Source organism: Achromobacter sp. NPDC008082 (assembly GCF_042957345.1).
GTDB lineage: Bacteria > Pseudomonadota > Gammaproteobacteria > Burkholderiales > Burkholderiaceae_B > Achromobacter > Achromobacter kerstersii_A.
This window is the reverse complement of record NZ_JBIBIB010000001.1, coordinates 1154008-1174667: the sequence shown is the minus strand read 5'-3', so window position 1 is coordinate 1174667 and position 20660 is coordinate 1154008. Positions and strand designations below refer to the sequence as shown.

Sequence of the window (20660 nt, the reverse complement as noted above, 5' to 3'; positions counted from 1 at the left end):
GCCATGCACGTCTATATCGGTTCGCGCACCACCCGCGAACGCCACGCCCGCGGTGAGGGCATCAGCGTTTTCAACTACGCGCCCGACACTGGCGCGCTGAGCTTGACGCAAGTGGTCGGCGGCTTGCTGAACCCGTCGTACCTGTTGCCGCATCCCTCGCTGCCCGTGCTGTACACCGTGCATGGCGACAGCCACGAAGTCAGCGCCTTGCATCGCGACACGCACAGCGGCGCATTGACGCCGTGGCATCAGCAGCCGTGCGAAGGCCGCAACCCGGTGCATCTGGCGCTGGCGCCGTCGGGCCGCTACCTGATGGTGTCGAACCACCTGACCGGCACGCTCGCCGTGCTGCCGGTTGAAGCCGACGGCGCGCTGGGCCCCGTCACACAAACGTTGCCCATGACGGGCGAGCCCGGTCCGCACCGCAAGGAGCAGCCTTTCGCCAAGCCGCACTACAACCTGGTGGACCCGTCGGGCCGCTATGTCGTGGTGCCGGACAAGGGCTTGGACCGCGTGTTTCTCTTTGCGCTGAACGCGCAGGGCGTGGGCGCGGAGCCTGTCTGCGTGGTCAGCACGCGCGAAGGCGCAGGCCCCCGCCATGCGGTGTTTCATCCGGCGGGCCGCTGGTTGTATGCGGTCAATGAGCTGGACAACACGGTGGCCGCGTACACGTTGGAAGACAATGCGTTGCGGCCGTTCCAGGTGCTGCCGACGCTGCCCGACACGTACACGGACAACAGCCGCGCGGCCGGCATCACGACAGACGCGCACGGCCGCCACCTGTATGTGTCGAACCGGGGCGATGACAGCATCGCGGTGTTCGGCGTGGACGCCGTCAATGGCCGCCTGACGCCGGTGCAACACGCGGCCAGCGGCGGCAAGACGCCGCGCTTTTTCACGCTGTCGCCTGACGGCCGCTTCCTGTTCGCGTTGAACGAAGACAGCGACACGCTCGTGCGCTTTCGCGTCAATGCGCAAGATGGCACGTTGATGCGCGACGGCTACGAACTACACGTGGGCAGCCCCGTGTGCATGGTGTTCGCCCGCCGCCGCACGTGACGGCGTTGCGGCGAGCGGCGAACGGCGAACGGCGAGCGGGTAGTCGCGCACGGCTAGTGACAAGTGGCGCACGGCGCACCGCCCCGATCAGAAATCCATCGATGCCGACAGCATCAACGTGCGCGGCACACCCTGCGACACCGTGCCGTAAGACGCCACGCCGGACCAATAGGCGCGGTTGGTGACATTGACCACATTGGCGCGGAAGGTCACGTCCTTGCCCTGGATCTTGGTGGCGTAGCGTGCGCCCACGTCAAACGTCGTCCACGATGGCACTGACTGCGTGTTGGCCTGGTTCACGTATTCGCGGCCGGTGTACATCATGCCGCCCGTCAGCGTCAGGCCCGCCACCCACGGCGTGTCCCATTCCGCGCTGAGATTGGCCGAAAACTTCGGCACGCCCACCGGCTGGTTGCCGACGGTGGCGGCGCTGTTGGTGCGTGTGAGCTCGGCGTTCAGATACGTCACGCCGCCCAGCAAGCGCAGCCCGCGCACGGGTTCGCCTGACAGGTTCAATTCCAGGCCACGGTTGCGCTGCTCGCTGTCGGCGCCGTACACGCCGTTGGTCAGCTGGCCGCTGGGCTTGGTGATTTCAAACGCGCTGAACGTCAGCATCGCATGGTCCAGGTCTACCTTGATGCCCACCTCCTTCTGCTTGGCCTTGTAGGGCTTGAACACCTGGCCCGCATTGGTCGCCGTGGCCGGCGCCACGTCGCCTTTGCTCAGGCCTTCGATGTAGTTTGCGTACAGCGACACATTGCTCCACGGCTTGATGACCAGCCCCGCCAGCGGCGTGGTCGCGCTTTCGTCATAGCTGACGGTGCGCACGCCGGTGGTGGCGTTGAAGTTGCGCGACTCGATGCGTTGCTGGCGCACGCCCAACGTCAGCTGCGCGCGTTCATCCAGAATGCTCATCGTGTCCGCCAGCGCCAGACCGGACAGGTCCGACGACGACACCTTGGGCACATTGGCCGGCGCGGGAATGTTCTGCTCGGGGCGCGCGATGGGGTGATAGATGTTGGACGTGAGCGGCGTGCCGGACACGCTGGCTTGCAGGTTGCGGTCGCTATACATGCTGCCCATGAAACTGATGGCGTGACGCACCGGGCCCGTGTCCAGCTTGGCGCGCAGGCCGGCGTTGTAGGTGCTGCGGTTCACCTGGAAGCGGAAGTTGTTGGGCGTGACCAGCGTGTCGCCCGCGCTGTTGACGATGGTGGGCGTCTGGTCTGACAGGCGCGACACCCTCGTGTCCGATCCGCCCGCATCGGCGAATACGGTCAGGCGGTCGCTGATGTCGTACTCCACGCGCAGCAACGCCGATTCCCCTTCCGACTTCCACCAGCCCCACGCCTGCGTTGCATTGCGGCGGCCATCGGCCGCGCGTGGCACGTCGATGCCGGAGGCCACCAGGAACGGCCGCGTCGGCGCGTCCACCTTTTCGTTCTGCACCAGCAGGTCCAGCGATGCGCGCAGGCGCTCGCCCTGATAGTCCAGCGACAAGGCGCCGATGTCTGTGCGCGAATACAGGTTGTCCAGCGGCGTGTCGCCCTGGCGATGCATGCCGTTGACCCGCACGCCCCATTCACCGTCGTTGCCGAAGCGACGGCTCAGGTCAACGCGGCCGCCGAATTGCGAATCGCCCACGTAGTCGGCGGACAGGCGCGTCAGGTCTTGCGGCAGCGAACGCTTGGGCACCATGTTGATGACACCGCCCACGCCACTGTTGGGCGACATGCCATAGAGCAACGCCGCCGGCCCTTTCAGCACTTCGACGCGTTCGATGTAGTCGGTGAAGACGTGATAGTTCGGCGCCACGCCGTACACGCCGTCAAACGCGATTTCGCCCAGGTTGCCTTCACCGATGGGAAAGCCGCGGATGTAGAACGAATCCGTCACGCCGCCGATCTGGCCGGTGAAGCGCACCGAGGGTTCGGCGTTCAGCGCGTCGGCCAAGGTCACGGCCTGGCGGTTCGCCAGCAATTCCGACGTGTAGCTGGTGATGTTGAACGGGGTGTCCATGACGTCGCGATTCCCCAGCAGGCCCAGACGGCCGCCGCGGGCGACCTGGCCGCCTGCGTATTCGGATGGCAATGCCGACGGGCTGACCCCCGCGCCCGCCACGGTGATGCTGGGCAACGTCGTGGCCGCATCGGCCTCGCCCGCGGGCAGACGGCGCAAGGAATACGCGCCCGCGCCCTGCTCGGCCAAGGCGTAGCCCGACCCGGCCAAAAGGCGCGCGAAGCCTTCGCGCACGGTGTAGACGCCCGACAAGCCCGCGCTTTGTTGCCCCGCCACCAGCGCCGGGTCGAACGACAGCGGCACGCCCGCAGCGGCTGCAAACTGAGCCAGCACGTCACCCAGCGGACCACCGGCAATGGTGTAGGTCTGGCGAGCCGACGCCGCAGGGGCATCTGCCGCCGTGGCAGGCGCGGGCGTGCCTGCCATCGCCAGCAGTATCAGCCCCATGCCGGTGGCCTGGATCATCGCCGCCAACGGCGGTAGAACGGCCTTGCTACGGGGCAGGCGCGGCAAATGGGAAAGTCGGGAAACCATGAAACGATCCTTCGTTGATGACGGGGTGATTCGCGTGCTGCGACGATTCACCCGGTACACCGGACGAAGCGAAAAAAAGTATCAGCCGATGGGCAATTAATGTGTAACGGCGGCGCGCGGGGCTACCGTCGTCCAGAACGGCGTCACGTGGCTGATCCGCACCGGCAGCGTTTTTTCCAGCAGGCGCAGGCTGCCATCGATGTCGGCCAGCGGGAATGCGCCCGACACACGCAGGTCCGCCACCGCGGGATCGCAACGCAAGACGCCGCGGCGATACCGCGCCAACTCATCCACCAGATCAGCCAACCGCCCGTTGCGCACGGCCAGCATGCCTTGCTCCCACGACGCCGCGCCCGCGTCCACCGCCGCCTGCGGCGCCACGGCGTGCGCGTCGAACACCGTCTGCTGCCCCGCCGGCAGCACAACCGCCGCCGCGCCCGCGTCCTGCGGGCGGATCTCTACCGCGCCGTCAAACACCGCCACGCGTATGCTGGCGCTTTCATCGCGCACCATGAAGCGCGTGCCCAGCGCGCGGATGGTGCCTTGGGTCGTACGCACGATGAAGGGGCGATAGGTGGGCGACGGGTCGTTGCCTGTCGTCAGCAGGATTTCGCCCGCGCGCAGCCACAGCACGCGCTGCGCTGGCGTGAACTGGATGTCGACGGCGCTGGCCGTGTTCAACACCAGCCGCGTGCCGTCGGCCAGCGCCAGGTGGCGCTGCTGCCCGGTGGCGGTGCGCACGTCGGCCGCCCATTCGCGCCACGGCAGCGCGCGCCAGCCCAGCCAGCCTGCTGGCCCCAGCACCAGCAACGCCCCCAACGCACGCATCGCCTGCCGCCGGCCCGGCCGTTCCAAACGCCGCAAGGTCTCGCCGCCAATGCCGGCCGGCACCTGCCCGAAGCCGCGCAGCATGGCTTCCACGCGCTGCCAGGCGGCGCCATGCGCGGCGCTGCGATGCCGCCATCGCTCAAACGCCGCATGGTCGGACGCGGACAGGGTTTCGGACTGGAAGCGCACGAGCCAGCCCGCGGCCTCTTCCAGAATCGCCGGGTCAATGACGCCGGTCATGCATGCACCTGATAGGCGATGAGGCAAGCGGTCAGCGCCTTCTGCATGTGCCGCTTGACGGTGGCCAGCGACACGCTCTGATGCGCCGCGATGTCCGTATAGGCCATGCCGTCGAATTGCGACAGCAGAAAAATCTCGCGCGTCTTGGCCGGCAGCGTGCGCAAGGTCGCGTCAATGGCGTGCAGCGTTTCAAGAATCAGCGCGCGCACTTCGGGCGACGGCGCTTCGGGCGCGGGAAGCTGGGAAACGACGGCCAGATAGGCGTCTTCCACCGCGCGGCGGCGCCAATGGTCCACCACCAGGCCTTTCGCAATATGGGTCAGCAGCGCGCGTGGCTCGGCGCCCGCGCCGGTCTTGCGGCGGCCGGTCATCAGGCGCACAAAGGTGTCGTGGGCCAGGTCGGCGGCGTCGAACGAGTTGCCCAATTTCTTGCGCAGCCAGGTCGACAGCCAGCCATGGTGGTCACGATAGAGCGTCGTGACGGTTTCGGCAGGCAAGGAGGAGTCGGGCGAAGACACGGCGCACCAGGCGGGGTTTGTAAATGGGAACGATTTTTATTTTATATGATCAACGGCCAGGCTCCTATCGGCACGTCGCGCCCCCATTTTTGAGCCGCGCTCAGATAAAATCGGTGACCCCTATGCCCCCCCTTTGATGCCGTCATGCAGAACGAATCCTCGAAGCTTTCCTTTCTCGCTGGCGGCGGCGAGATGGCGCGCCGGGTCGCCACCTTTGATTGGGCCTGCACGCCGCTGGGACCCATCTCGGAATGGCCCAGCGCCTTGCGCGTGGCGACCGGTATGGTGCTGTCGTCCCGCTTCCCTTCCTGCCTGGTCTGGGGCAAGGAACTGATCACGCTTTACAACGACGCGTTCAGGCCCATTCTGGGTTCGAAACCGGAGGCGTTGGGCCGGCCCTTCAGCGACGTCTGGAGCGAAGCGTGGCCCATGATCGGCCCCATCGCCGACCGCGCTTTCGCGGGCGAGGCGACGTTCATCGAAGACTATTCGCTGATCATCCAGCGGTCGGGACAGGCCGAGGAAGCTACCTTCACCTTCTGCTACAGCCCCGTGCGCGACGAGCATGGCGTCGTGGTGGGCATGATCGACACCGTCATTGAAACCACGTCGCGCATCCAGGCCGAACGCGCGCAGGCCGAAGCGCTTCGGCAGACCGAAGACAATCTGCGGCAGAGCCAGAAAATGGAAGCCATCGGGCAACTGGCGGGTGGGCTGGCGCACGATTTCAACAACCTGCTGATGGGGATCGCCGGCAGCCTTGAGCTGTTGAACCTGCGGCTGTCCCAGCACCGGCTGAGCGAACTGGAACGGCACATCGAAACCGCCCGGCGCAATACCGACCGCGCCGCCGCGCTGACGCAACGCCTGCTGGTGTTTGCGCGCAACCAGCCGCTGAATCCCCAGGCGGTGGACATCAATCAGCTGGTGCGCGGCATGGACGATCTGGTGCGCCGCAGCGTCGGCCCGCGCATCATGATCGACCTGGACTGCGAGCCCAACCTATGGCCCGCCTGGGTCGACCCCCATCAGGTTGAAAACGCGCTGCTCAATTTGTGCCTGAACGCCCGCGACGCGATGGCCGGCCAAGGCAGGCTGGGCATTGAAACCGCCAAGGTGACGCTGGCCGAAGCCCAAGCGCACGAGCGCGGGCTGCCGGCGGGCGACTATCTGCGCCTGACCGTGACGGACACGGGTTGCGGCATGACGCCGCAGACCGTGGACCGTATTTTCGAACCCTTCTTCACCACCAAGTCGCCGGGGCAAGGCACCGGGCTGGGCCTGTCATTGCTATACGGATTCGTGCGGCAATCGGGCGGCCAGGTGCAGGTGACGTCGCGCCCGGGCGTTGGCACGGCGATGAGCTTGTACTTTCCGCGAGGGGAATCCGCCTTGGCGCCCATTGAGCCCGGCATCACGCGCCAAGCGCCCCGCGCCGCATCCGGCCTGACGGTGCTGGTGGCGGAAGACGACGTAGCGGTCATGGCAGTCGTCAGCGAAACGTTGAGCGAACTGGGCTACCTTGTCATCAGCGCCGTGGATGGGGCCAGCGCGCTGCGCCTGCTGTCCGCGCCCGCCCCGATCCATCTGTTGATTTGCGATGTGGGCCTGCCCGGCGGCATGGACGGCCGCCAGGTCGCCGACGCGGGGCGCATGCTGCGCCCGGATCTGAGGGTGCTTTTCATCACCGGGTCGGGCATGCGCGCAAGCGACGAACCCGGCGCGCCAACGCTGGCCAAGCCTTTCTCGCTGGACGAGCTGGCGCGCCAGGTGCACGCGCTGACCCCCGCCTGAGCCGTCCCGGGGCTGCGGCGGGGTCTGGGTCTGCCTCTGCCCCTCGCGCCGCGGCCACCGCGTTTACAGCTTCGGCGCGTAGCGGAACGTCAGCATGAAGTTGCGCGGCTGGCCGTAGTAGTTGTTGCTGCTTAACGTGTTGTAGGACGGCACGTAGTACTTCTTGTCGAACACGTTGTTGACGTTCAGCCCGATGCTCAATTCCGGCGTGGCCTGATAGCCCACGCGCGCATTCCAGATCGTGAAGCCCGCCAGCTTGAACTCGCGGTCCGAGCTGATCGTGTCGGTCTGCGTGTTGACGCCCGCGCCCACGCTCAGGCGGTTCATCATGCCCGGCAGCTTGTAGTTGGCCCACAGGCGCAACATGTGCTTGGGCGTCCAGGTGTTGAAGACCTTGCCCTGGTTGTCGGGGTCGCTCAGATACTTGGTGGTGTTGTAGGTGTAGCCCGCGTATAGCTCCAGGCCCTTGACCACTTCACCCGACACCTCGGCTTCCACGCCCTGGCTGCGCACCTTGCCCGATGCGCGCGAGCAGTACCAGCCGTCGCACGCAAAGCCGGCGGCGTAATCATTGACCGCGCGGTTCTTATGGTCGTAGCGGAACAGCGCCAGCATCGTGTTGATGCGGCCGTCGGCCAGCTCACCCTTGATGCCGACTTCGTAGTTATTGCCTTCGATGGGCTTGAGCAGGCCGCCGTCCAGGCTGCGTTCAGTCTGCGGTTCGAACACGGTGGTGTAGCTGGTGTAGGCGGACCAGTTGTCGCTCAACGCATACACGATGCCGGCGTAAGGAATGACCTTGCCCGATGTGCTGGACGTGGTGGCGCTGCCGCCGCCGGTGTAGGAATAGTCGAACCAGCCGACGCGGCCGCCCGCGATCAGCGCCAGGGACTCGGTGGGCTTGACGCGCCACGTGCCGTAGATGCCTTTCTGGCGGATGTCGTACGCGCTGCGCGAGTCATAGCCGCTGGCCGCGGCGATGGTGTCGATGTCCTGCCAGGGGCGATGGTGATCCAGGTCGAAGATGTTGCCGCCGTCTTCCCACGCCCGCGTGAAGCGGTCGTTCGTGGTCAGCTTCGAATAGTTCGCGCCCAGCACCACCTCCTGCTGCATGCCCAGCGCGGTGAAGTTGCCGTTCACCGACATGTCCAGGCCGCGCTGCTTGCTATTGAAGTCCACCCCGAAATTGCCGTACGACAAGCCGCTGCCGTCAGGCTCCACTGCGCCGGCCACGCGCTGGTGCACCGTCGTGTTCTTCTCGTTCATGGCCACGCCCGCCAGCTTGAAGCGCCACGCGTCATTGAAGCGGTGCGTGACGTCGGCGTTGAAGATGGTCTGATCGTTCTTCGCGCGGTTCCAGGTGGAGCCGGTGAACGTGGAGCGCGGCAAGTCGATGTCGCCGCCATCCGCATAGCGCGGATAGCCCACCAGCATCGGACGCGAACGGCTGAACCGGTTGCTGATGCCGATGCCCACCGTCGTGTCTTCGGTGACGTCGAAGTCCAGGGCGGCGTACAGGTTGCGCGTCTTGTCCCACACGTAGTCGATGAAGGAATGGCTCTGGTCTTCGTCCACCACCACGCGGCCGCGCAGGGTGCCCGCCGCGTTCAGCGGGCCGCCCGCATCCAGCGTCAATCCGTAGTGGTCCCACGAACCGGCCTTGCCTGACAGCACCACCGACGGTTCCGCGCCGCCGCGCTTGCGCACCAGGTTGATCGCGCCGCCAGGGCTGCCTGCGCCTTGCAGCAGGCCAGCCGCGCCGCGCAGGATTTCCACACGGTCATAGAACACCAGCGAGTCCTGCTCCCAGTTGCCCAGGCTGTAGCTGTTGCGCAGCAAGGCCACGCCGTCGTATTGCAGCAGGTCCACCGGGAAGCCGCGCGCATTGATCGCGACCCCCGGCCCCACGCCCTGCACGCCGACCATGCCGGCCGTGTTGTTCACGGCGTCCGGCAGGCTCGTCATGAGCTGGTCGTCCATGCGTTGGCGCGTCAACACGGTGATGGATTGCGGAATGTCCTTCAGCGCCTGCGTGCTCTTGCCAATGGTGACGGCGGGCGTCGTGTACGAACCCGTGCCGTCAGTGGTGGGGTTGTAGCTGCCCGTCACCGTCACCGGCGCCAGCGTGGCCGCCTGCCCCGGCGTGGGCGCCGGCCGCAAGCGATAGCCGCCATCGGACCGCGCCACGGCTTGCAGGCCGGTGCCAGCCAGCAAGCGTTCAAGCGCCGCATCCACCGCATACGTGCCAGACACGCCCTCGGTGCGGGCGCTGGCCGTCAACGCCGGGTCGGACGCCACCATGACGCCCGCCTGCACGCCGAACGCGCCCAGCGCCGCGCTGAGCGGCCCGGCTGGAATGTCAAAGGTCACCGATTGCCGAAGCGCCCCGGCTGCCTGCGCGTGCACGGCGGACGGCCACGGCGCGGCCAGCACGACGGCGGGCAAGGCCAGATGCAGCGCAATGCTCAAGCGGGTGCGCGGCAACAGGCGGGCAGACAAAGAACGGATAGGCAACGGCTGGGCAGGCAATGAACGGGCAGGCAACACAGGGACAGGCGATGCAGGCAGGCGGGCAAGCGACGCCGCGCGTACAGGGCGGGTAGACATCAAGGGATTCCTGGCTCAAGAAGGAGGGGCGCAGGCTCGGGCGTGGGAAGGCATCCGGGCTGCTTTCCTTACATGAAGCGCGAGATCGAGAGTTCCGCCGTTTCGGTTACACATTCATGGCTAACGGGCCAGGCCACCGGCTCAGGCCAGGCCCACGCGCACCCAATAGCGGGTGATGTGGCGCACGCGCACGGGCAGCACGTCTTGCAGCATGGCCAGCACCTTGTCGCTGTCCGCCAATGGGAACGCGCCCACCACACGCAACGCCCCCGCCTCGTCCGAACAGCTCAAGCGGCCCGGGCGATAGCGCGAGAGTTCTTGCAGGAATGCCGCCAGCGGCATTTCATTGGCGATCAACATGCCGGAGGTCCACGCGGACGTGGCGGGCTCCAAGGCTTGCGACGCAAAGCCGCCCGCTGCCGAGTAGTCGGCCTGCTCGCCAGCATGCACCCGCCGGGGCGCGTCAGCCGGGTCCAGCCCGCACACATCCACCGCACCTTGCAGCACGGCCACGCGCAGCGCGCGGCCGTCGTCCAGGTCGCGCACCACAAAGCGCGTGCCGACCGGCGTCAGGATGCCGCTGCGCGTACGCACCGTGAAGGGCCGGCCCTGCCGGTCTTGCGCGGTGGTGACGAGTATTTCACCTTCGCGCAGCACCACTTCGCGCTGGCGGGCGGTGTAGCGCAGGTCGACGGCGCTGGCGGTGTTCAGTTCCAGCCGGGTGCCGTCTGGCAGCGTCACCGCCCGGCGTTCGCCCGTGCCGGTGCGCAGGTCGGCCGACAGGCGGCGGATGGCGCCGCGTTCGCCCACCGCCCAGGCGCCCAGCCCAAGACCTGCCGCCGACACCATCCAGCGGATGGCGTTGCGGCGCGACTGGATCAGCGGCGCCTGCCGCAAGGTGCGGCCCGCGACGTCTTGGCCCGCTTCGGCCACGCCCGCCTCCACATCGCGCGTCAACGCCACCAGCCGCAACCAGGCCAGCTCGTGCGCCGGCTGCGCATGCCGCCAGCGTTCGAAGCTGGCCCGGTCCTCGTCGCTTGCGCCTTCACGCAAGCGCGCCCACCAGTCGGCGGCCTGACGCACAATCTTGGGATCTATCCGCCCGGCTTCCGGCGCGTGGGGCCGTAGCAGCTTGGCGCCTTCCATCACGCCGTGGCTCACCCGTACACCGCCGTGTAGCAATGCACCAGCGCACGCGCCAGCGACTTCTGCACCGCGTTGGGGGTCAGGCCTAGCTGCTGGCCGATCTCGGCATAAGACAAGCCATCCACCTGCGCCATCAGGAAGATGCGGCGGCTGGTCATGGGCAGGCTGTCGAGCAATTCGCAGACTTGCTCCAGCGCTTCCAGGATCAAGGCGCGCGCTTCAACGGAAGGCTCCACCGCCACCGGTTGCAGGGCGAGCGATTCCGCATACGCCGTTTCCAGCGCGGCGCGGCGGGCGCGGCCGATCAACAAGCGGGTGGCGATGGTGCGCAGATAAGCGCGCGGTTCGGCAAGCGGTTCACGCACATTGGCGCGGATCAGCCGTTCAAACGTGTCGTGCGCCACATCCGCCGCATCGGACGCATTGCCCAGCTTACGTTGCAGCATGCCGCGCAGCCACTGGTGATGCGCCTGATAGACGGTTTGCACCTCGGCGTGCGGGGCGTAGGAAGAGGAAGACATGGCGGGTGCGCCCCCGGCGTCGCCGCCAGATATACAAACAAAATGAAAATGATTCGCAATTATAAATATCTTCGAACTGTTTTCAAGGGCGGCATTGCGAGTCTGTCTTCCCGCAGGCGTCATCCGGCACCCCGGATCACGCCTGCGCGCCCCGCCCCGCTTAGAACTTCGCGGTCAGGTTCACGAACACGCTGCGGGGTTCGCCGTAGTAGACCTGGTTGGCCACGCCGCCCAGGTAGTACTTCTTGTCAAACAGGTTGTTCAGGTTCACCTGCGCGGACAAGGTCGAGCTGAAGTCATAGCGCGCCATCAGGTTGTAGATGGCGTAGGCCTTTTGCTTGGCGGTGACGGTGCCGGCGCCCGCGCTGACTTCGCTATACGTCGAGATCTGCCAGTTCACGCCGCCGCCCACGGTCAGCTTGTTCCAGTCGCCCGGCAAGCGGTAGGTTGTGAACAGCTTGGCCATGGCGCGCGGGCGCTCGGGGTTGACCGACACGCCGTCGGCATCGCGGCTGGTGTAGTACGTGCCGCCCGCGTAGGCGTTCCAGCCCGGCGCCAGTTGCCCGCTGACTTCCAGCTCGACGCCCTTGGTCGTGACGCCATCGGCGGTGGTGTAGGCCTGTTCGAACGAGCCGGGCACCAACGCATCGCCATCCAGCACCGCGACCTTGCTTTGCTTGACCTTGAACAGCGCGATGGACGTGTTCAACCTGCCGTCCAGGTACTCGCCCTTTACGCCGATTTCATAGTTCTTGCCTTGCACCGGGTCCAGGTACGAACCGTTGCGGTCGCGATTGTCTTGCGGCTGGAAGATGTCGGTGTAGCTGACGTAGGTGGAGTATGTGTCGTTGATGTCGTAGACCACGCCCGCATAGGGAATGAACTGCGAGTCTTTCTGGTCGCGCGTGTCCGACTTGGACTTCCACGTGGCGTACCGGCCGCCCGTGATCGCTGTCAGGTTATCGGTCAGCGACCAGCGCACCGCGCCATAGGTGCCCGTTTGATGCGTGATCGTGTCGCGCAGCGTAGAAGCCGTCCAGGTGGGCTGCGCGAACGAGCCGTCCCATTGATAGAAGTTGCCGGTACTGGCCAGCGTGGCGCTATCGAAACCGTAGCGGTAGAAGTCTTCGCCGTAGCGGCTGCGCATCGCGCCCACCACCACTTCGTGCTTACGGCCCAGCAGATTGAACGGGCCCTTCACCTGAAGATCCAGCGACGTCTGCTGCGCGTAGGAATTCCAGTAGCCCGGCAGCGCGCGCAGGCCCGTGCCGGTTTCGCGGTCCAGCGCGCCGTACAGGTACAACAGCTTGGCGTCGTATTTGCTCTTGCGTTGCGACCAGTCGGCCTTCACTTCCCAGTCGTTCTCAAAGCGGTGCGACAGCGTGGCGAACATGGTCTGGTTCGTCGTGTGCCAATAGGTCCAGTCCGCCGCCGTGGTCTTTGACCGGCGCCAGTCCGTTTGCGTGCCGTCGCTGAACACCACAGGCAAACTGCCCCAGGTGGAGCCGCGCGGGCGCTTGTCTTGGTAATCCGCGCCCACGCTCAAGCGCGTGTTCGGGGTGAGGTCGGCATCAATCACGCCGTAGAACACTTTCTTGTTGGCGTGATACAGGTCGATGTAGGAATCGCGGCCCTGATACAGCGCCACCATGCGCGCGCGCACCGTGCCTTCCTCGTTTAACGGCGTCGACATATCGACCGTGCCGCGGTACTGGTTCCACGAGCCAAAGCCCGCGCTGACCGATCCCGTGAAGGTCTTGCTGTTGGCGTGCTTGCGCACCAGGTTGATCGACGCGCCGGGGTTGCCTGCGCCGGTCATCAGGCCCGTTGCGCCGCGCACGACTTCGATGCGGTCATAGATGAAGGAATCGTTATCTGACTCGCCATACATCGACAGGCCGATGGTGGTGGGCACGCCGTCGTATTGCAGGCTGTCGATATAGAAGCCGCGCGACCAGAAGTCAGTGCGGTCCGAGTCTTCGCTGACCACCTGCACGCCCACCACGTTGCCCATCACTTCGTCCAGCGAACGCAGGTTCTGGTCTTCGATGCGCTGGCGCGTCACCACGCTGACGGACTGCGGCGTTTCGCGCAGCGACAGCGTCAGGCCGGTGGCGGCGGACGTTGCGGGCGTGGTGTACGAGCCCGTGCCTTCGGTCACCGACGGATCGGAATTGCCCAGCACCGTCACGGGCGCCAGGCTGGTGACGCCGCCGTCGCGCGTCAAGATGATGCTGTCGCCCTGCCAGCGGTACGCCACGCCCGTGCCTTGCAGCAGGCCGCGCAAGGCTTCCTCGGGGGCCAGGCTGCCGCGCAGGCCGCGCGTGCTCAAGCCCGCCACCACATCGGGCGCATAGAACACGCGCACCTTCGTCTGCGCCGCCCATTGCATCAGCGCATCGCCCAGCGGCTGCGCGCCGATGTTGATCGACACGGCAGCGCCTTGCGCACGGGCCGCATCGGGCGCCGCGCTCAAGGCGCAGGCCAGCGCCAGCGCAAACGAAGAAAGCATGAAGCGCGGGGCTGCGCTGGCGTGGCGGGTCATCGCCCGGGGGGTCTTGTCTGCTGAGAGAGTCACAACTACCTGCTGTTTGGGTTCGACGTTGGGAGCGGCGCGGGCTAATCAATCACATACGGCGCCAGGGCCTTCCTTCGTAGAACGTCTCAAATGCAGATAAACCTGAATCTCATTTACATTTATTTTGTAACAGCGCCGGGATCGTCCTGACGCCGCTGGATGTCGATGGGGCCGCCAGGCTGCGGCGTCACGCGCACCGGCGCAATCGACGGCAAGGCGTCCACCAGCGCCTCGGGGCGGTCCAGCGTAAAGGATGCCGACACCCGCAAGCGGCCGGCCTTGTCATCGGCCAGGCGCAGCGGCGTGGCCAGATAGCGGTTCATCTCGGTCACCACGTCCGACAGCGGAGCGTTCTTGAACACCACGCGGCCCTCACGCCAGGCGGTGGCGGTTTGCACGTCGGCGGGCGCGGGCACGCCGATGGCGCCGCTGCCCGGCACGCGGATGCCATGCCCCGCGCGCAACACCGCGTGGCCCAGGTTCCACCAATGTCCGCCCGACACCTGCACGGTGCCAGACTCCACCAGCACCGCCACGTGATTCGCATCGCGGCGCACGTCGAATACCGTGCCCGTCACCCGCACCACGCCGCTGCCGGCATCCACGATGAAGGGGCGCGCGGCATCGGGGCTGACGGTGAAGTTGATCTCGCCGCTGTCCAGCACCACGTCGCGGCGGGCGGCGTACAGCAGGACCCGCGCCTGCGTGCCGCCGTTGATGTCCAGCACGGAGCCATCGGGCAAGGTCAGCTGGCGGCGCTCGCCCCGCTCGGTGCTGATCGCGGCGGTGAACGTGGGCGTTTCCACCGGCAGGCTCCACCACACGCCTAACGCCATGGCGGCCACGCCCGCACAGGCGAACGCGGCGCGCAGGGCGAACTGACGCGGGCTACGCCTGCCGCCTTCGCTCGATTTCTCGCGCGCCGTGGATTGCAGACCCGGCCCCAACCCTGGCCGCGCCGGCACCGGCCCGCCCAACAAAGATTCGACCTGTTCGCGCGGCAGGCCGGCAGCCGCCGCCCCCAGTTGCTGCATGCGGTCGAACTCACGCGCGCGCTCGGGATGGCCGCGACGCCACCGGGCAAACGCGCGCCGGTCGCGGCGCGTCAGTTCGCCCGAGTGCCAGCGCGCAAACCACCACGCGGCGGTGGCCGGGTCGCGCGGATCATCGCGGTCGTTGAAGGAAGACATCGTCATGGAGTGTAGTCACGCAGCCGGTCGCGCACATGTTCAATGGCGCGCATGACGTAGCGCTCGATCATATTTTTGGACAGGCTCATATGCGCCGCCACTTCGGCCTGCGTCCAGCCTTCAATGCGGTTCAGCACAAAAGCCTGGCGGCACTTGGGGGGCAATTCTGCCAGGACGCGGGCCAGGTCGTCGGCCAGCCGGGCCGCGCGCACCGGCGCATCGGGGTCATCCACGATCAATTGATCGGCGTCGCTCAGCTCGTCCAGCGGCACATGTTCGGCGCGGTCCTGACGCCGCCAGCGGTCGATCAAGCGATGTCCGGCTGCCTGGAACAAGTAGCCGCGCGCCTTAAGCGCCACGCTGGCGTCCGCTTTCAGCAGGCGTTCGACGGCGTCATGCGCCGCGTCTTCGGCGTCGTGCCGGTTGCCCGTGCGGCGGCTCCAAACGCCCACCAGCTCGTCGTAATAGGCGAGCCAGCCACTGCGAGGCGAGGAAGAGCGGGACATGTTCCGGACGGAAAGCGCGAAAGGACAGGGTTGCGAATTTTACAAATAATTCTCATTATCGCAACTGCTGTTTTTCAACGCCGGCGTGTCCGGCTAGTAATCCATGGGGATATGGCTTTGCGCCGCGCGCAGTTCCTGGATATGGCGTTCGGCCTCTTCCCTCTCGGCCGCGGGCGGCAATGGCCGCCATCCCACCATGTTGCCGGGCGTCTTCACCGGCATCCAGCCCAGCACGCTGTAGAGCGTGATGGCCGTGCGTCCCGTATCGAAGCGTGTTTCGTAGTAGCCCTGCCGATCTGGCGCGGTATCGCCAGACGTCCAATCCAACTGAGACATCCATGTCTCCCTATGCTGAAGCTTATTGGCAAGCGCGCCAGCCCCGCGATTTGGTCCGGCGCTGCTTGATCGTAAAGCGTGCTCCGTCTGCTTGTGCATTCACCTTGCTCCCCCTTTGCGATTCTTGACAGAGGGAAATCCCTAGGGTGATCGCGCAGGGCGCGATTCCGCGCGGGAAAGCCACGCAAAAGCAGCGGGAAAGCCACGGAAGGCGGATAGGGATGCGGCAAGACGGGACACCGTCCCGTCTGCGAGGGGTGGGCTTACTTGATGCCGATGAACGGCAGCGCGGCGCCCGGCACTTGCGTGGACGGCAGCACGCCGTCCCACTTCTCCACGGCGTTCAGGCTCACCAGGTTGGTGTTGGCGGCCAGCGCCTCGGCCTTGGCGCGAATGGACGCGGCTTCGGCTTCACCGCGCATGCGGATGCCATCGGCTTCGGCCGTGAATTGCTGGCGGCGCGCATCGGCTTCGGCCTTCGCCTTCACCACTTGGATCTCGGCGGTGATCATCGCCGTTTCCTTTTGCTGGCGCGTGGTTTCAATCTGCACCTGGGCCAGCATGCGCTGTTCAATCGAATGCTCATAGGCTTGCGAGAAACCCACTTCTTCGATCTGCACGCCCACCACTTGCACGGGCGCGCCGTCCATGGCCTTGAGCACCGCGCTGTTCACATCCAGGCCCAGCTTCTGGCGTTCCTGAATGGCGCGCACGGCGGTGTATTGGCCGAACACGTTCTTCACGGCGTCGGGCGTTTTGCGTTCCAGCACGCGCATTTGCAGATTGTCGATCGTGCCGTATTCCGAATAGAGCTCGGCCACATGTTCCGGCGGCACGCGGTACGTGACCGACACGCGCAGATGCGCGGGCTGTTGGTCATAGCTATAGGCTTCAAGCTTTTCGAACACGAAGGTGTGGTCGCGCACCGACACCGTGCGCACGTCGTCGATGAAGGGCGTCTTGAAATCCAGGCCCGGGTCCGACACGCGCACAAGCTTGCCATTGCGCAGCACCACGCCGCGCTCGCCCTGGTCTACCTGAAACCACGAGCCGAACGCCATGAACAAGATCAGGAAAAACAGAATCACGGCCACAATGGCGACCTTCACATTGCGCGGTTTGACCGCGCCGATCGTCTTGACCATCTGAATGTCTGTCGGCTTCACTTTGAGTCCCTGTCTGATTTTGTACGTTTACGGTCCGAGAACACGGCCGCGATGCCACGAGCGAGCAAATAGGCGACCACGGCCGCCCCCACCAAGATCAGGAAATAACGCATCGCGAGTCCCCCCCGGGAAAGAAGCACCGGATTCTATCCCGTGATCGGCGCGGAATCCGCATTCAAAACGCCACCATTGTTGCCAGACTTTTCCGAACGTTGCGAGGCATGCAAAAACCCCTGTTTTCAGGCCCCGTAGTGCCGCAATCCCAGCCGTGACAAGGCGTCGGGATAGTCCCAAAACGCGTGGTCCAGCGTTTCCATTTCCTCTTGCTCCGCCTCGGTCATGGCGCCGTAGATATCGTTCAATTCAATGACCTCGGGCGATGCTTCAAAGCGGTCGATCAACCCGCGCATGCGCGACAGCACGGCCAGCATATGCGTGGCGCCGATCTTCTTTAACGCCTGCAACGCCAACTGGCACGTCGGGTCGCCCCAATTGCACAGGAACTGCATGAAGCCGCCATTGTTGATATCGGCTTCCATGCGCCACAGCGCCACCAGCTCTTGCTCAATCAAGGGCAGGCGGTCGAGCTTCCAGTCGGCCGCCTGCAACGCGGCCATCGCTTTTTCGTAGCGCTGATCCCACAGGATGTCGTGCACATTCACCATGCCCTGAGGTGATGGTTCCCACAGCGCGGGCCACACCACGCCATGGCCGTCATCCACCAGCTGCCATTGCTCGCGTTCGGCGGGCGTTGCCTTATCAAGCCGGATATGGCGCTTGATGGGCTCTGACAAGGTCTGCCCATCAGCCAGCCTCAATTGCAGATGCGTGGGCGTCAGCGTGATGGATTGAATGCGGTAATCGGGTGTTTGCATGGGAAGGGCCGGCATGGAAAAGCCATGGAAAGTACCGGAAGGCCGTCACCCTGTCGAGGCGCACGCTTTGCTCGCATCAGGCCGCAGACTGTTACGTCATCGCCCTTCTTTGATCTGCTACCGTCAAGTTTCGCCCCGCCGGCATTGCGCCGGCGCAGAAAGACGGAGACCCGAATGCCACGTCCTTCCGAGTCCACCCCCTTGATCGGCGTGATCCCCCCGTATGTGCTGGACCGCCTGGCGCAGCATACCGACGCACGTGTCAGCATGCCCGCCGTCAAGACCTTGATCATTGACCAGCAGCAGCGCGGCTTGCGCGAAATGGGCGCGCAGCCGCCACGCGCAACGCTCGCCCCCGCCGCCCCGCCCTCGCCCCCCGGCACGCCGCAGCGCGCCGTTCACGATGCCCACAACAGCACGACGCTGCCCGGCACACTGATCCGCGCCGAAGGCCGCCCTGCCAGCGGCGACGTTGCGGTGGACGAAGCCTATGCGCATCTGGGCGCTACCTACAAACTGTTCTGGGATATCTACAAACGCCATTCCATCGACGGCCACGGCCTGCCGCTGGTGGGCACCGTGCATTACGGCGATGACTACGACAACGCGTTCTGGAACGGCGCGCAGATGGTGTTTGGCGATGGCGACGGTGAAGTGTTCAACCGCTTCACCGTTGCGGTGGACATCATCGGCCACGAACTCACGCACGGCGTCATCGACGCCGAAGCCGCCTTGCTCTACCAAGGCCAGTCTGGCGCGCTGAACGAATCGCTGTGCGATGTCTTTGGCGCGCTGGTCAAGCAATATGCCCTGGGGCAATCGGCGCGCCAGGCCGACTGGCTGGTCGGCGCAGGACTCTTCACCGAAAAGATCAGCGCCCGCGCGCTGCGCTCAATGTCGGAACCCGGCAGCGCGTACGACGACCCGGTGATCGGCAAAGACCCGCAGCCGGCGCACATGCGCGACTACGTCGACACGCCCCGCGACAACGGCGGCGTCCACATCAATTCCGGCATTCCGAACCGCGCATTTTTCCTGGCCGCGACAACGCTGGACGGCCCCGCGTGGAAAAGCGCGGGGCGTGTCTGGTACGACACCTTGTGCGACAAGCGGCTGCGCCACGACGCCGACTTCAAGACCTTCGCCGCGCTTACCGTCACCGTGGCCACGGAGCGCTTTGATGCCGCCGTGCAGCGCGCGGTCAAAGAAGCCTGGGCCGCCGTAGGAGTGCTGACATGATCGAACTGCCTTCCCTGGACCTTGCGCTGCTGGTGCGGCTGACGCGCGAAGGCGGCGTGGCGTATCTGCCTGGCCTGACGCAGCCGCGCAGCATCAACCTGGCGACCTGCCCGCCCACTGTGCGCCAGGAAGTGTGCGATGTGCTGCAACGCGCGGCCCCGTTGGCGGTGCCTGAATGCGGGCAGGCAGGCGGCGACCAGCGCTACTTTCACATCGAAATCGTAATGGACCGCGACGAAGGCACGGCCATCAGTTTCGACGTGCCTGAAGCCGATGCGCCCGACACGCTGGTGCAGTTGTGGAAGGCGCATGCCGCGCCGGGGCCGTAATCACCCCCCGCATCAATGCGCGCGGAACCCGCCGATCTGAATCGCGCGGCCCGCGTACAGGCCGATGATGGCCATCGCCATGCACAAGGCGGCGCACACGCCCAGCGCCACGCCCCAACCCCCCAGGCGATCATGCATGGCCCCTACCAGCGCGGGGCCGGTGGCGGCGAACAGATAGCCGACGCATTGCGCCATGCCCGATAACGCGGCCGCCTGTTGCGCATGGCTGGCGCGCAGGCCTACGAACGCCAAACCCAGAATGATGCCGCCGCCCGTGCCCAAGCCCATCAACACAATCCACAACGTGGCCCAGCCGGGCGCCATGATCAAGCCCGCGAAAGCAAGGGCTGACGCCGCGGCCGAGCAGAACGCCGCCCCGCGCTGATCCTTCATGCGGCGCACGACAGGCGCCATGAACAGCGCCGGACCCGCCGACATCAATTGCAGCAGCCCATGCAGCGACCCCGCGCGTTCCGCCGAATAGCCCGCGTCGTGCAAGATGGCGGGCAGCCAGCTCACGCCCACATAGAACACGAACGAGTTGATGCCCAGGTACAACGTCACCTGCCACGCCAGCGGCGAATGCCACAGCCGGCCGCCGTGCGGCGCGTGCGCGGTGGTGGACGCAGGCGCCGTGTGCTGCGCCAATTGCGGCAGCCACAGCAGCATGCTCACCACCGGCACCACCAGCAAGCACAGCGTTGAAAAGCGCCAGCCGTCCGCCGACAAATTGGCCAGCGGAATTGCGATGGCCGACGCCACGCCCGCCGCGATGCCCATCGTCAACACATAGGCCGACGTCATGCCCGCCACGCGTTGCGGAAAATCGCGCTTGACCAGGCTGGGCAGCAACACGTTGCCAATGGCGATGCCCGAACCGATGATCGCCGTGCCCGCATACAAGCCCCACGCCGCGCCCTGGATGCGCACGACGATGCCGGCGGCGATCAGCAGCAGCGCGCCGAACAAGGTGCGTTCCAGCCCGAAGCGGCGTGCAAGCCCCGCCGCAAACAGCGAGACCACCGCAAACGCCAACAGCGGCAAGGTGATCAGCATGCCGGCCGCGGTGGAAGACAGGCCCAGCTGTTCGCGGATCATGCTGATCAGCGGCGCCACGCCTGTCACTGGCGCGCGCAACGCCATGGCGATGCAAAGAATGCCCAAGAGGAGCCACA

At 65.9% G+C, this 20660-nt stretch carries 17 protein-coding genes; 4 read left to right on the top strand and 13 right to left on the bottom strand.

Annotated features, from left to right (window positions below):
• Positions 1-3: 3 nt before the first annotated feature.
• Positions 4-1059 carry a lactonase family protein gene (locus ACFZAI_RS05160; protein ID WP_391565900.1) on the top strand — a complete coding sequence of 352 codons (1056 nt, stop codon included), beginning with the start codon at positions 4-6 and terminating at the stop codon, positions 1057-1059.
• 87 nt (positions 1060-1146) lie between these two features.
• Here ACFZAI_RS05160 and ACFZAI_RS05155 read toward each other — a convergent pair whose 3' ends face one another.
• From ACFZAI_RS05155 to ACFZAI_RS05145, 3 genes are all read right to left on the bottom strand, one after another.
• On the bottom strand, positions 1147-3612 hold the full coding sequence (locus ACFZAI_RS05155) for a TonB-dependent siderophore receptor (RefSeq protein ID WP_391565899.1): 2466 nt from the start codon (positions 3610-3612) through the stop codon (positions 1147-1149).
• A 96-nt stretch (positions 3613-3708) separates the two neighbouring features.
• Entirely contained in the window at positions 3709-4680 is a 972-nt protein-coding gene (locus ACFZAI_RS05150; RefSeq protein WP_391565898.1) for a FecR domain-containing protein, read from the bottom strand.
• The gene (locus tag ACFZAI_RS05145; RefSeq protein ID WP_391565897.1) at positions 4677-5198 is read right to left on the bottom strand and encodes a sigma-70 family RNA polymerase sigma factor; all 522 of its coding nucleotides are present in this window, start codon (positions 5196-5198) and stop codon (positions 4677-4679) included. The genes ACFZAI_RS05150 and ACFZAI_RS05145 overlap by 4 nt, the downstream gene beginning before the upstream one ends.
• A 144-nt stretch (positions 5199-5342) precedes the next feature.
• On the opposite strand from ACFZAI_RS05145, the gene ACFZAI_RS05140 reads away from it, so the two are divergent.
• Positions 5343-6992, top strand: a complete 1650-nt coding sequence (locus ACFZAI_RS05140; RefSeq protein WP_391565896.1) for an ATP-binding protein — start codon at positions 5343-5345, stop codon at positions 6990-6992.
• Between the two features lie 63 nt (positions 6993-7055).
• On the opposite strand, the gene ACFZAI_RS05135 is transcribed toward ACFZAI_RS05140, so the two are convergent.
• The 9 genes from ACFZAI_RS05135 to ACFZAI_RS05095 form a co-directional block, all read right to left on the bottom strand.
• Entirely contained in the window at positions 7056-9599 is a 2544-nt protein-coding gene (locus tag ACFZAI_RS05135; protein ID WP_391565895.1) for a TonB-dependent siderophore receptor, read from the bottom strand.
• Positions 9600-9740: 141 nt separating this feature from the next.
• The gene (locus ACFZAI_RS05130) at positions 9741-10760 is read right to left on the bottom strand and encodes a FecR domain-containing protein (RefSeq protein WP_391565894.1); all 1020 of its coding nucleotides are present in this window, start codon (positions 10758-10760) and stop codon (positions 9741-9743) included.
• Positions 10757-11266: a sigma-70 family RNA polymerase sigma factor gene (locus tag ACFZAI_RS05125; protein ID WP_391565893.1), complete on the bottom strand. Its 510-nt coding sequence runs from the start codon at positions 11264-11266 to the stop codon at positions 10757-10759. The genes ACFZAI_RS05130 and ACFZAI_RS05125 overlap by 4 nt, the downstream gene beginning before the upstream one ends.
• Positions 11267-11426: 160 nt before the next feature.
• Positions 11427-13811, bottom strand: a complete 2385-nt coding sequence (fhuE, locus tag ACFZAI_RS05120) for a ferric-rhodotorulic acid/ferric-coprogen receptor FhuE (RefSeq protein ID WP_391566272.1) — start codon at positions 13809-13811, stop codon at positions 11427-11429.
• A 152-nt stretch (positions 13812-13963) separates the two neighbouring features.
• Positions 13964-15040, bottom strand: a complete 1077-nt coding sequence (locus ACFZAI_RS05115; protein ID WP_391565892.1) for a FecR family protein — start codon at positions 15038-15040, stop codon at positions 13964-13966.
• A complete protein-coding gene (locus tag ACFZAI_RS05110) occupies positions 15037-15540 on the bottom strand; it encodes an RNA polymerase sigma factor (RefSeq protein ID WP_391565891.1) in 504 nt (167 codons plus the stop codon). Before ACFZAI_RS05110 ends, ACFZAI_RS05115 begins: the two co-directional genes overlap by 4 nt.
• Before the next feature lie 93 nt (positions 15541-15633).
• The gene (locus tag ACFZAI_RS05105) at positions 15634-15876 is read right to left on the bottom strand and encodes a hypothetical protein (protein ID WP_054422718.1); all 243 of its coding nucleotides are present in this window, start codon (positions 15874-15876) and stop codon (positions 15634-15636) included.
• A gap of 263 nt (positions 15877-16139) precedes the next feature.
• A complete protein-coding gene (locus tag ACFZAI_RS05100; protein ID WP_391566271.1) occupies positions 16140-17021 on the bottom strand; it encodes an SPFH domain-containing protein in 882 nt (293 codons plus the stop codon).
• Between the two features lie 260 nt (positions 17022-17281).
• On the bottom strand, positions 17282-17917 hold the full coding sequence (locus tag ACFZAI_RS05095) for a DUF4375 domain-containing protein (RefSeq protein ID WP_391565890.1): 636 nt from the start codon (positions 17915-17917) through the stop codon (positions 17282-17284).
• 174 nt (positions 17918-18091) lie between these two features.
• On the opposite strand from ACFZAI_RS05095, the gene ACFZAI_RS05090 reads away from it, so the two are divergent.
• Together ACFZAI_RS05090 and ACFZAI_RS05085 are read left to right on the top strand one after the other, a co-directional pair.
• Positions 18092-19156 carry a M4 family metallopeptidase gene (locus tag ACFZAI_RS05090; RefSeq protein WP_391565889.1) on the top strand — a complete coding sequence of 355 codons (1065 nt, stop codon included), beginning with the start codon at positions 18092-18094 and terminating at the stop codon, positions 19154-19156.
• The gene (locus ACFZAI_RS05085) at positions 19153-19485 is read left to right on the top strand and encodes a protealysin inhibitor emfourin (RefSeq protein ID WP_391565888.1); all 333 of its coding nucleotides are present in this window, start codon (positions 19153-19155) and stop codon (positions 19483-19485) included. The genes ACFZAI_RS05090 and ACFZAI_RS05085 overlap by 4 nt, the downstream gene beginning before the upstream one ends.
• Positions 19486-19497: 12 nt before the next feature.
• On the opposite strand, the gene ACFZAI_RS05080 is transcribed toward ACFZAI_RS05085, so the two are convergent.
• On the bottom strand, positions 19498-20628 hold the full coding sequence (locus ACFZAI_RS05080) for an MFS transporter (protein WP_391566270.1): 1131 nt from the start codon (positions 20626-20628) through the stop codon (positions 19498-19500).
• Positions 20629-20660: the final 32 nt, after the last annotated feature.

Coding starts and splice junctions, on each gene's coding strand:
- ACFZAI_RS05150 (WP_391565898.1), bottom strand. CDS start 4,680: ATGACCGGCGTCATTGACCCGGCGATTCTGGAAGAGGCCGCGGGCTGG.
- ACFZAI_RS05110 (WP_391565891.1), bottom strand. CDS start 15,540: ATGTCCCGCTCTTCCTCGCCTCGCAGTGGCTGGCTCGCCTATTACGAC.
- ACFZAI_RS05085 (WP_391565888.1), top strand. CDS start 19,153: ATGATCGAACTGCCTTCCCTGGACCTTGCGCTGCTGGTGCGGCTGACG.
- ACFZAI_RS05135 (WP_391565895.1), bottom strand. CDS start 9,599: ATGTCTACCCGCCCTGTACGCGCGGCGTCGCTTGCCCGCCTGCCTGCA.
- ACFZAI_RS05155 (WP_391565899.1), bottom strand. CDS start 3,612: ATGGTTTCCCGACTTTCCCATTTGCCGCGCCTGCCCCGTAGCAAGGCC.
- ACFZAI_RS05105 (WP_054422718.1), bottom strand. CDS start 15,876: ATGTCTCAGTTGGATTGGACGTCTGGCGATACCGCGCCAGATCGGCAG.
- ACFZAI_RS05100 (WP_391566271.1), bottom strand. CDS start 17,021: ATGGTCAAGACGATCGGCGCGGTCAAACCGCGCAATGTGAAGGTCGCC.
- ACFZAI_RS05080 (WP_391566270.1), bottom strand. CDS start 20,628: ATGGCGTTGCGCGCGCCAGTGACAGGCGTGGCGCCGCTGATCAGCATG.
- ACFZAI_RS05115 (WP_391565892.1), bottom strand. CDS start 15,040: ATGACGATGTCTTCCTTCAACGACCGCGATGATCCGCGCGACCCGGCC.
- ACFZAI_RS05090 (WP_391565889.1), top strand. CDS start 18,092: ATGCCACGTCCTTCCGAGTCCACCCCCTTGATCGGCGTGATCCCCCCG.
- ACFZAI_RS05140 (WP_391565896.1), top strand. CDS start 5,343: ATGCAGAACGAATCCTCGAAGCTTTCCTTTCTCGCTGGCGGCGGCGAG.
- ACFZAI_RS05160 (WP_391565900.1), top strand. CDS start 4: ATGCACGTCTATATCGGTTCGCGCACCACCCGCGAACGCCACGCCCGC.
- ACFZAI_RS05125 (WP_391565893.1), bottom strand. CDS start 11,266: ATGTCTTCCTCTTCCTACGCCCCGCACGCCGAGGTGCAAACCGTCTAT.
- fhuE (WP_391566272.1), bottom strand. CDS start 13,811: ATGACCCGCCACGCCAGCGCAGCCCCGCGCTTCATGCTTTCTTCGTTT.
- ACFZAI_RS05095 (WP_391565890.1), bottom strand. CDS start 17,917: ATGCAAACACCCGATTACCGCATTCAATCCATCACGCTGACGCCCACG.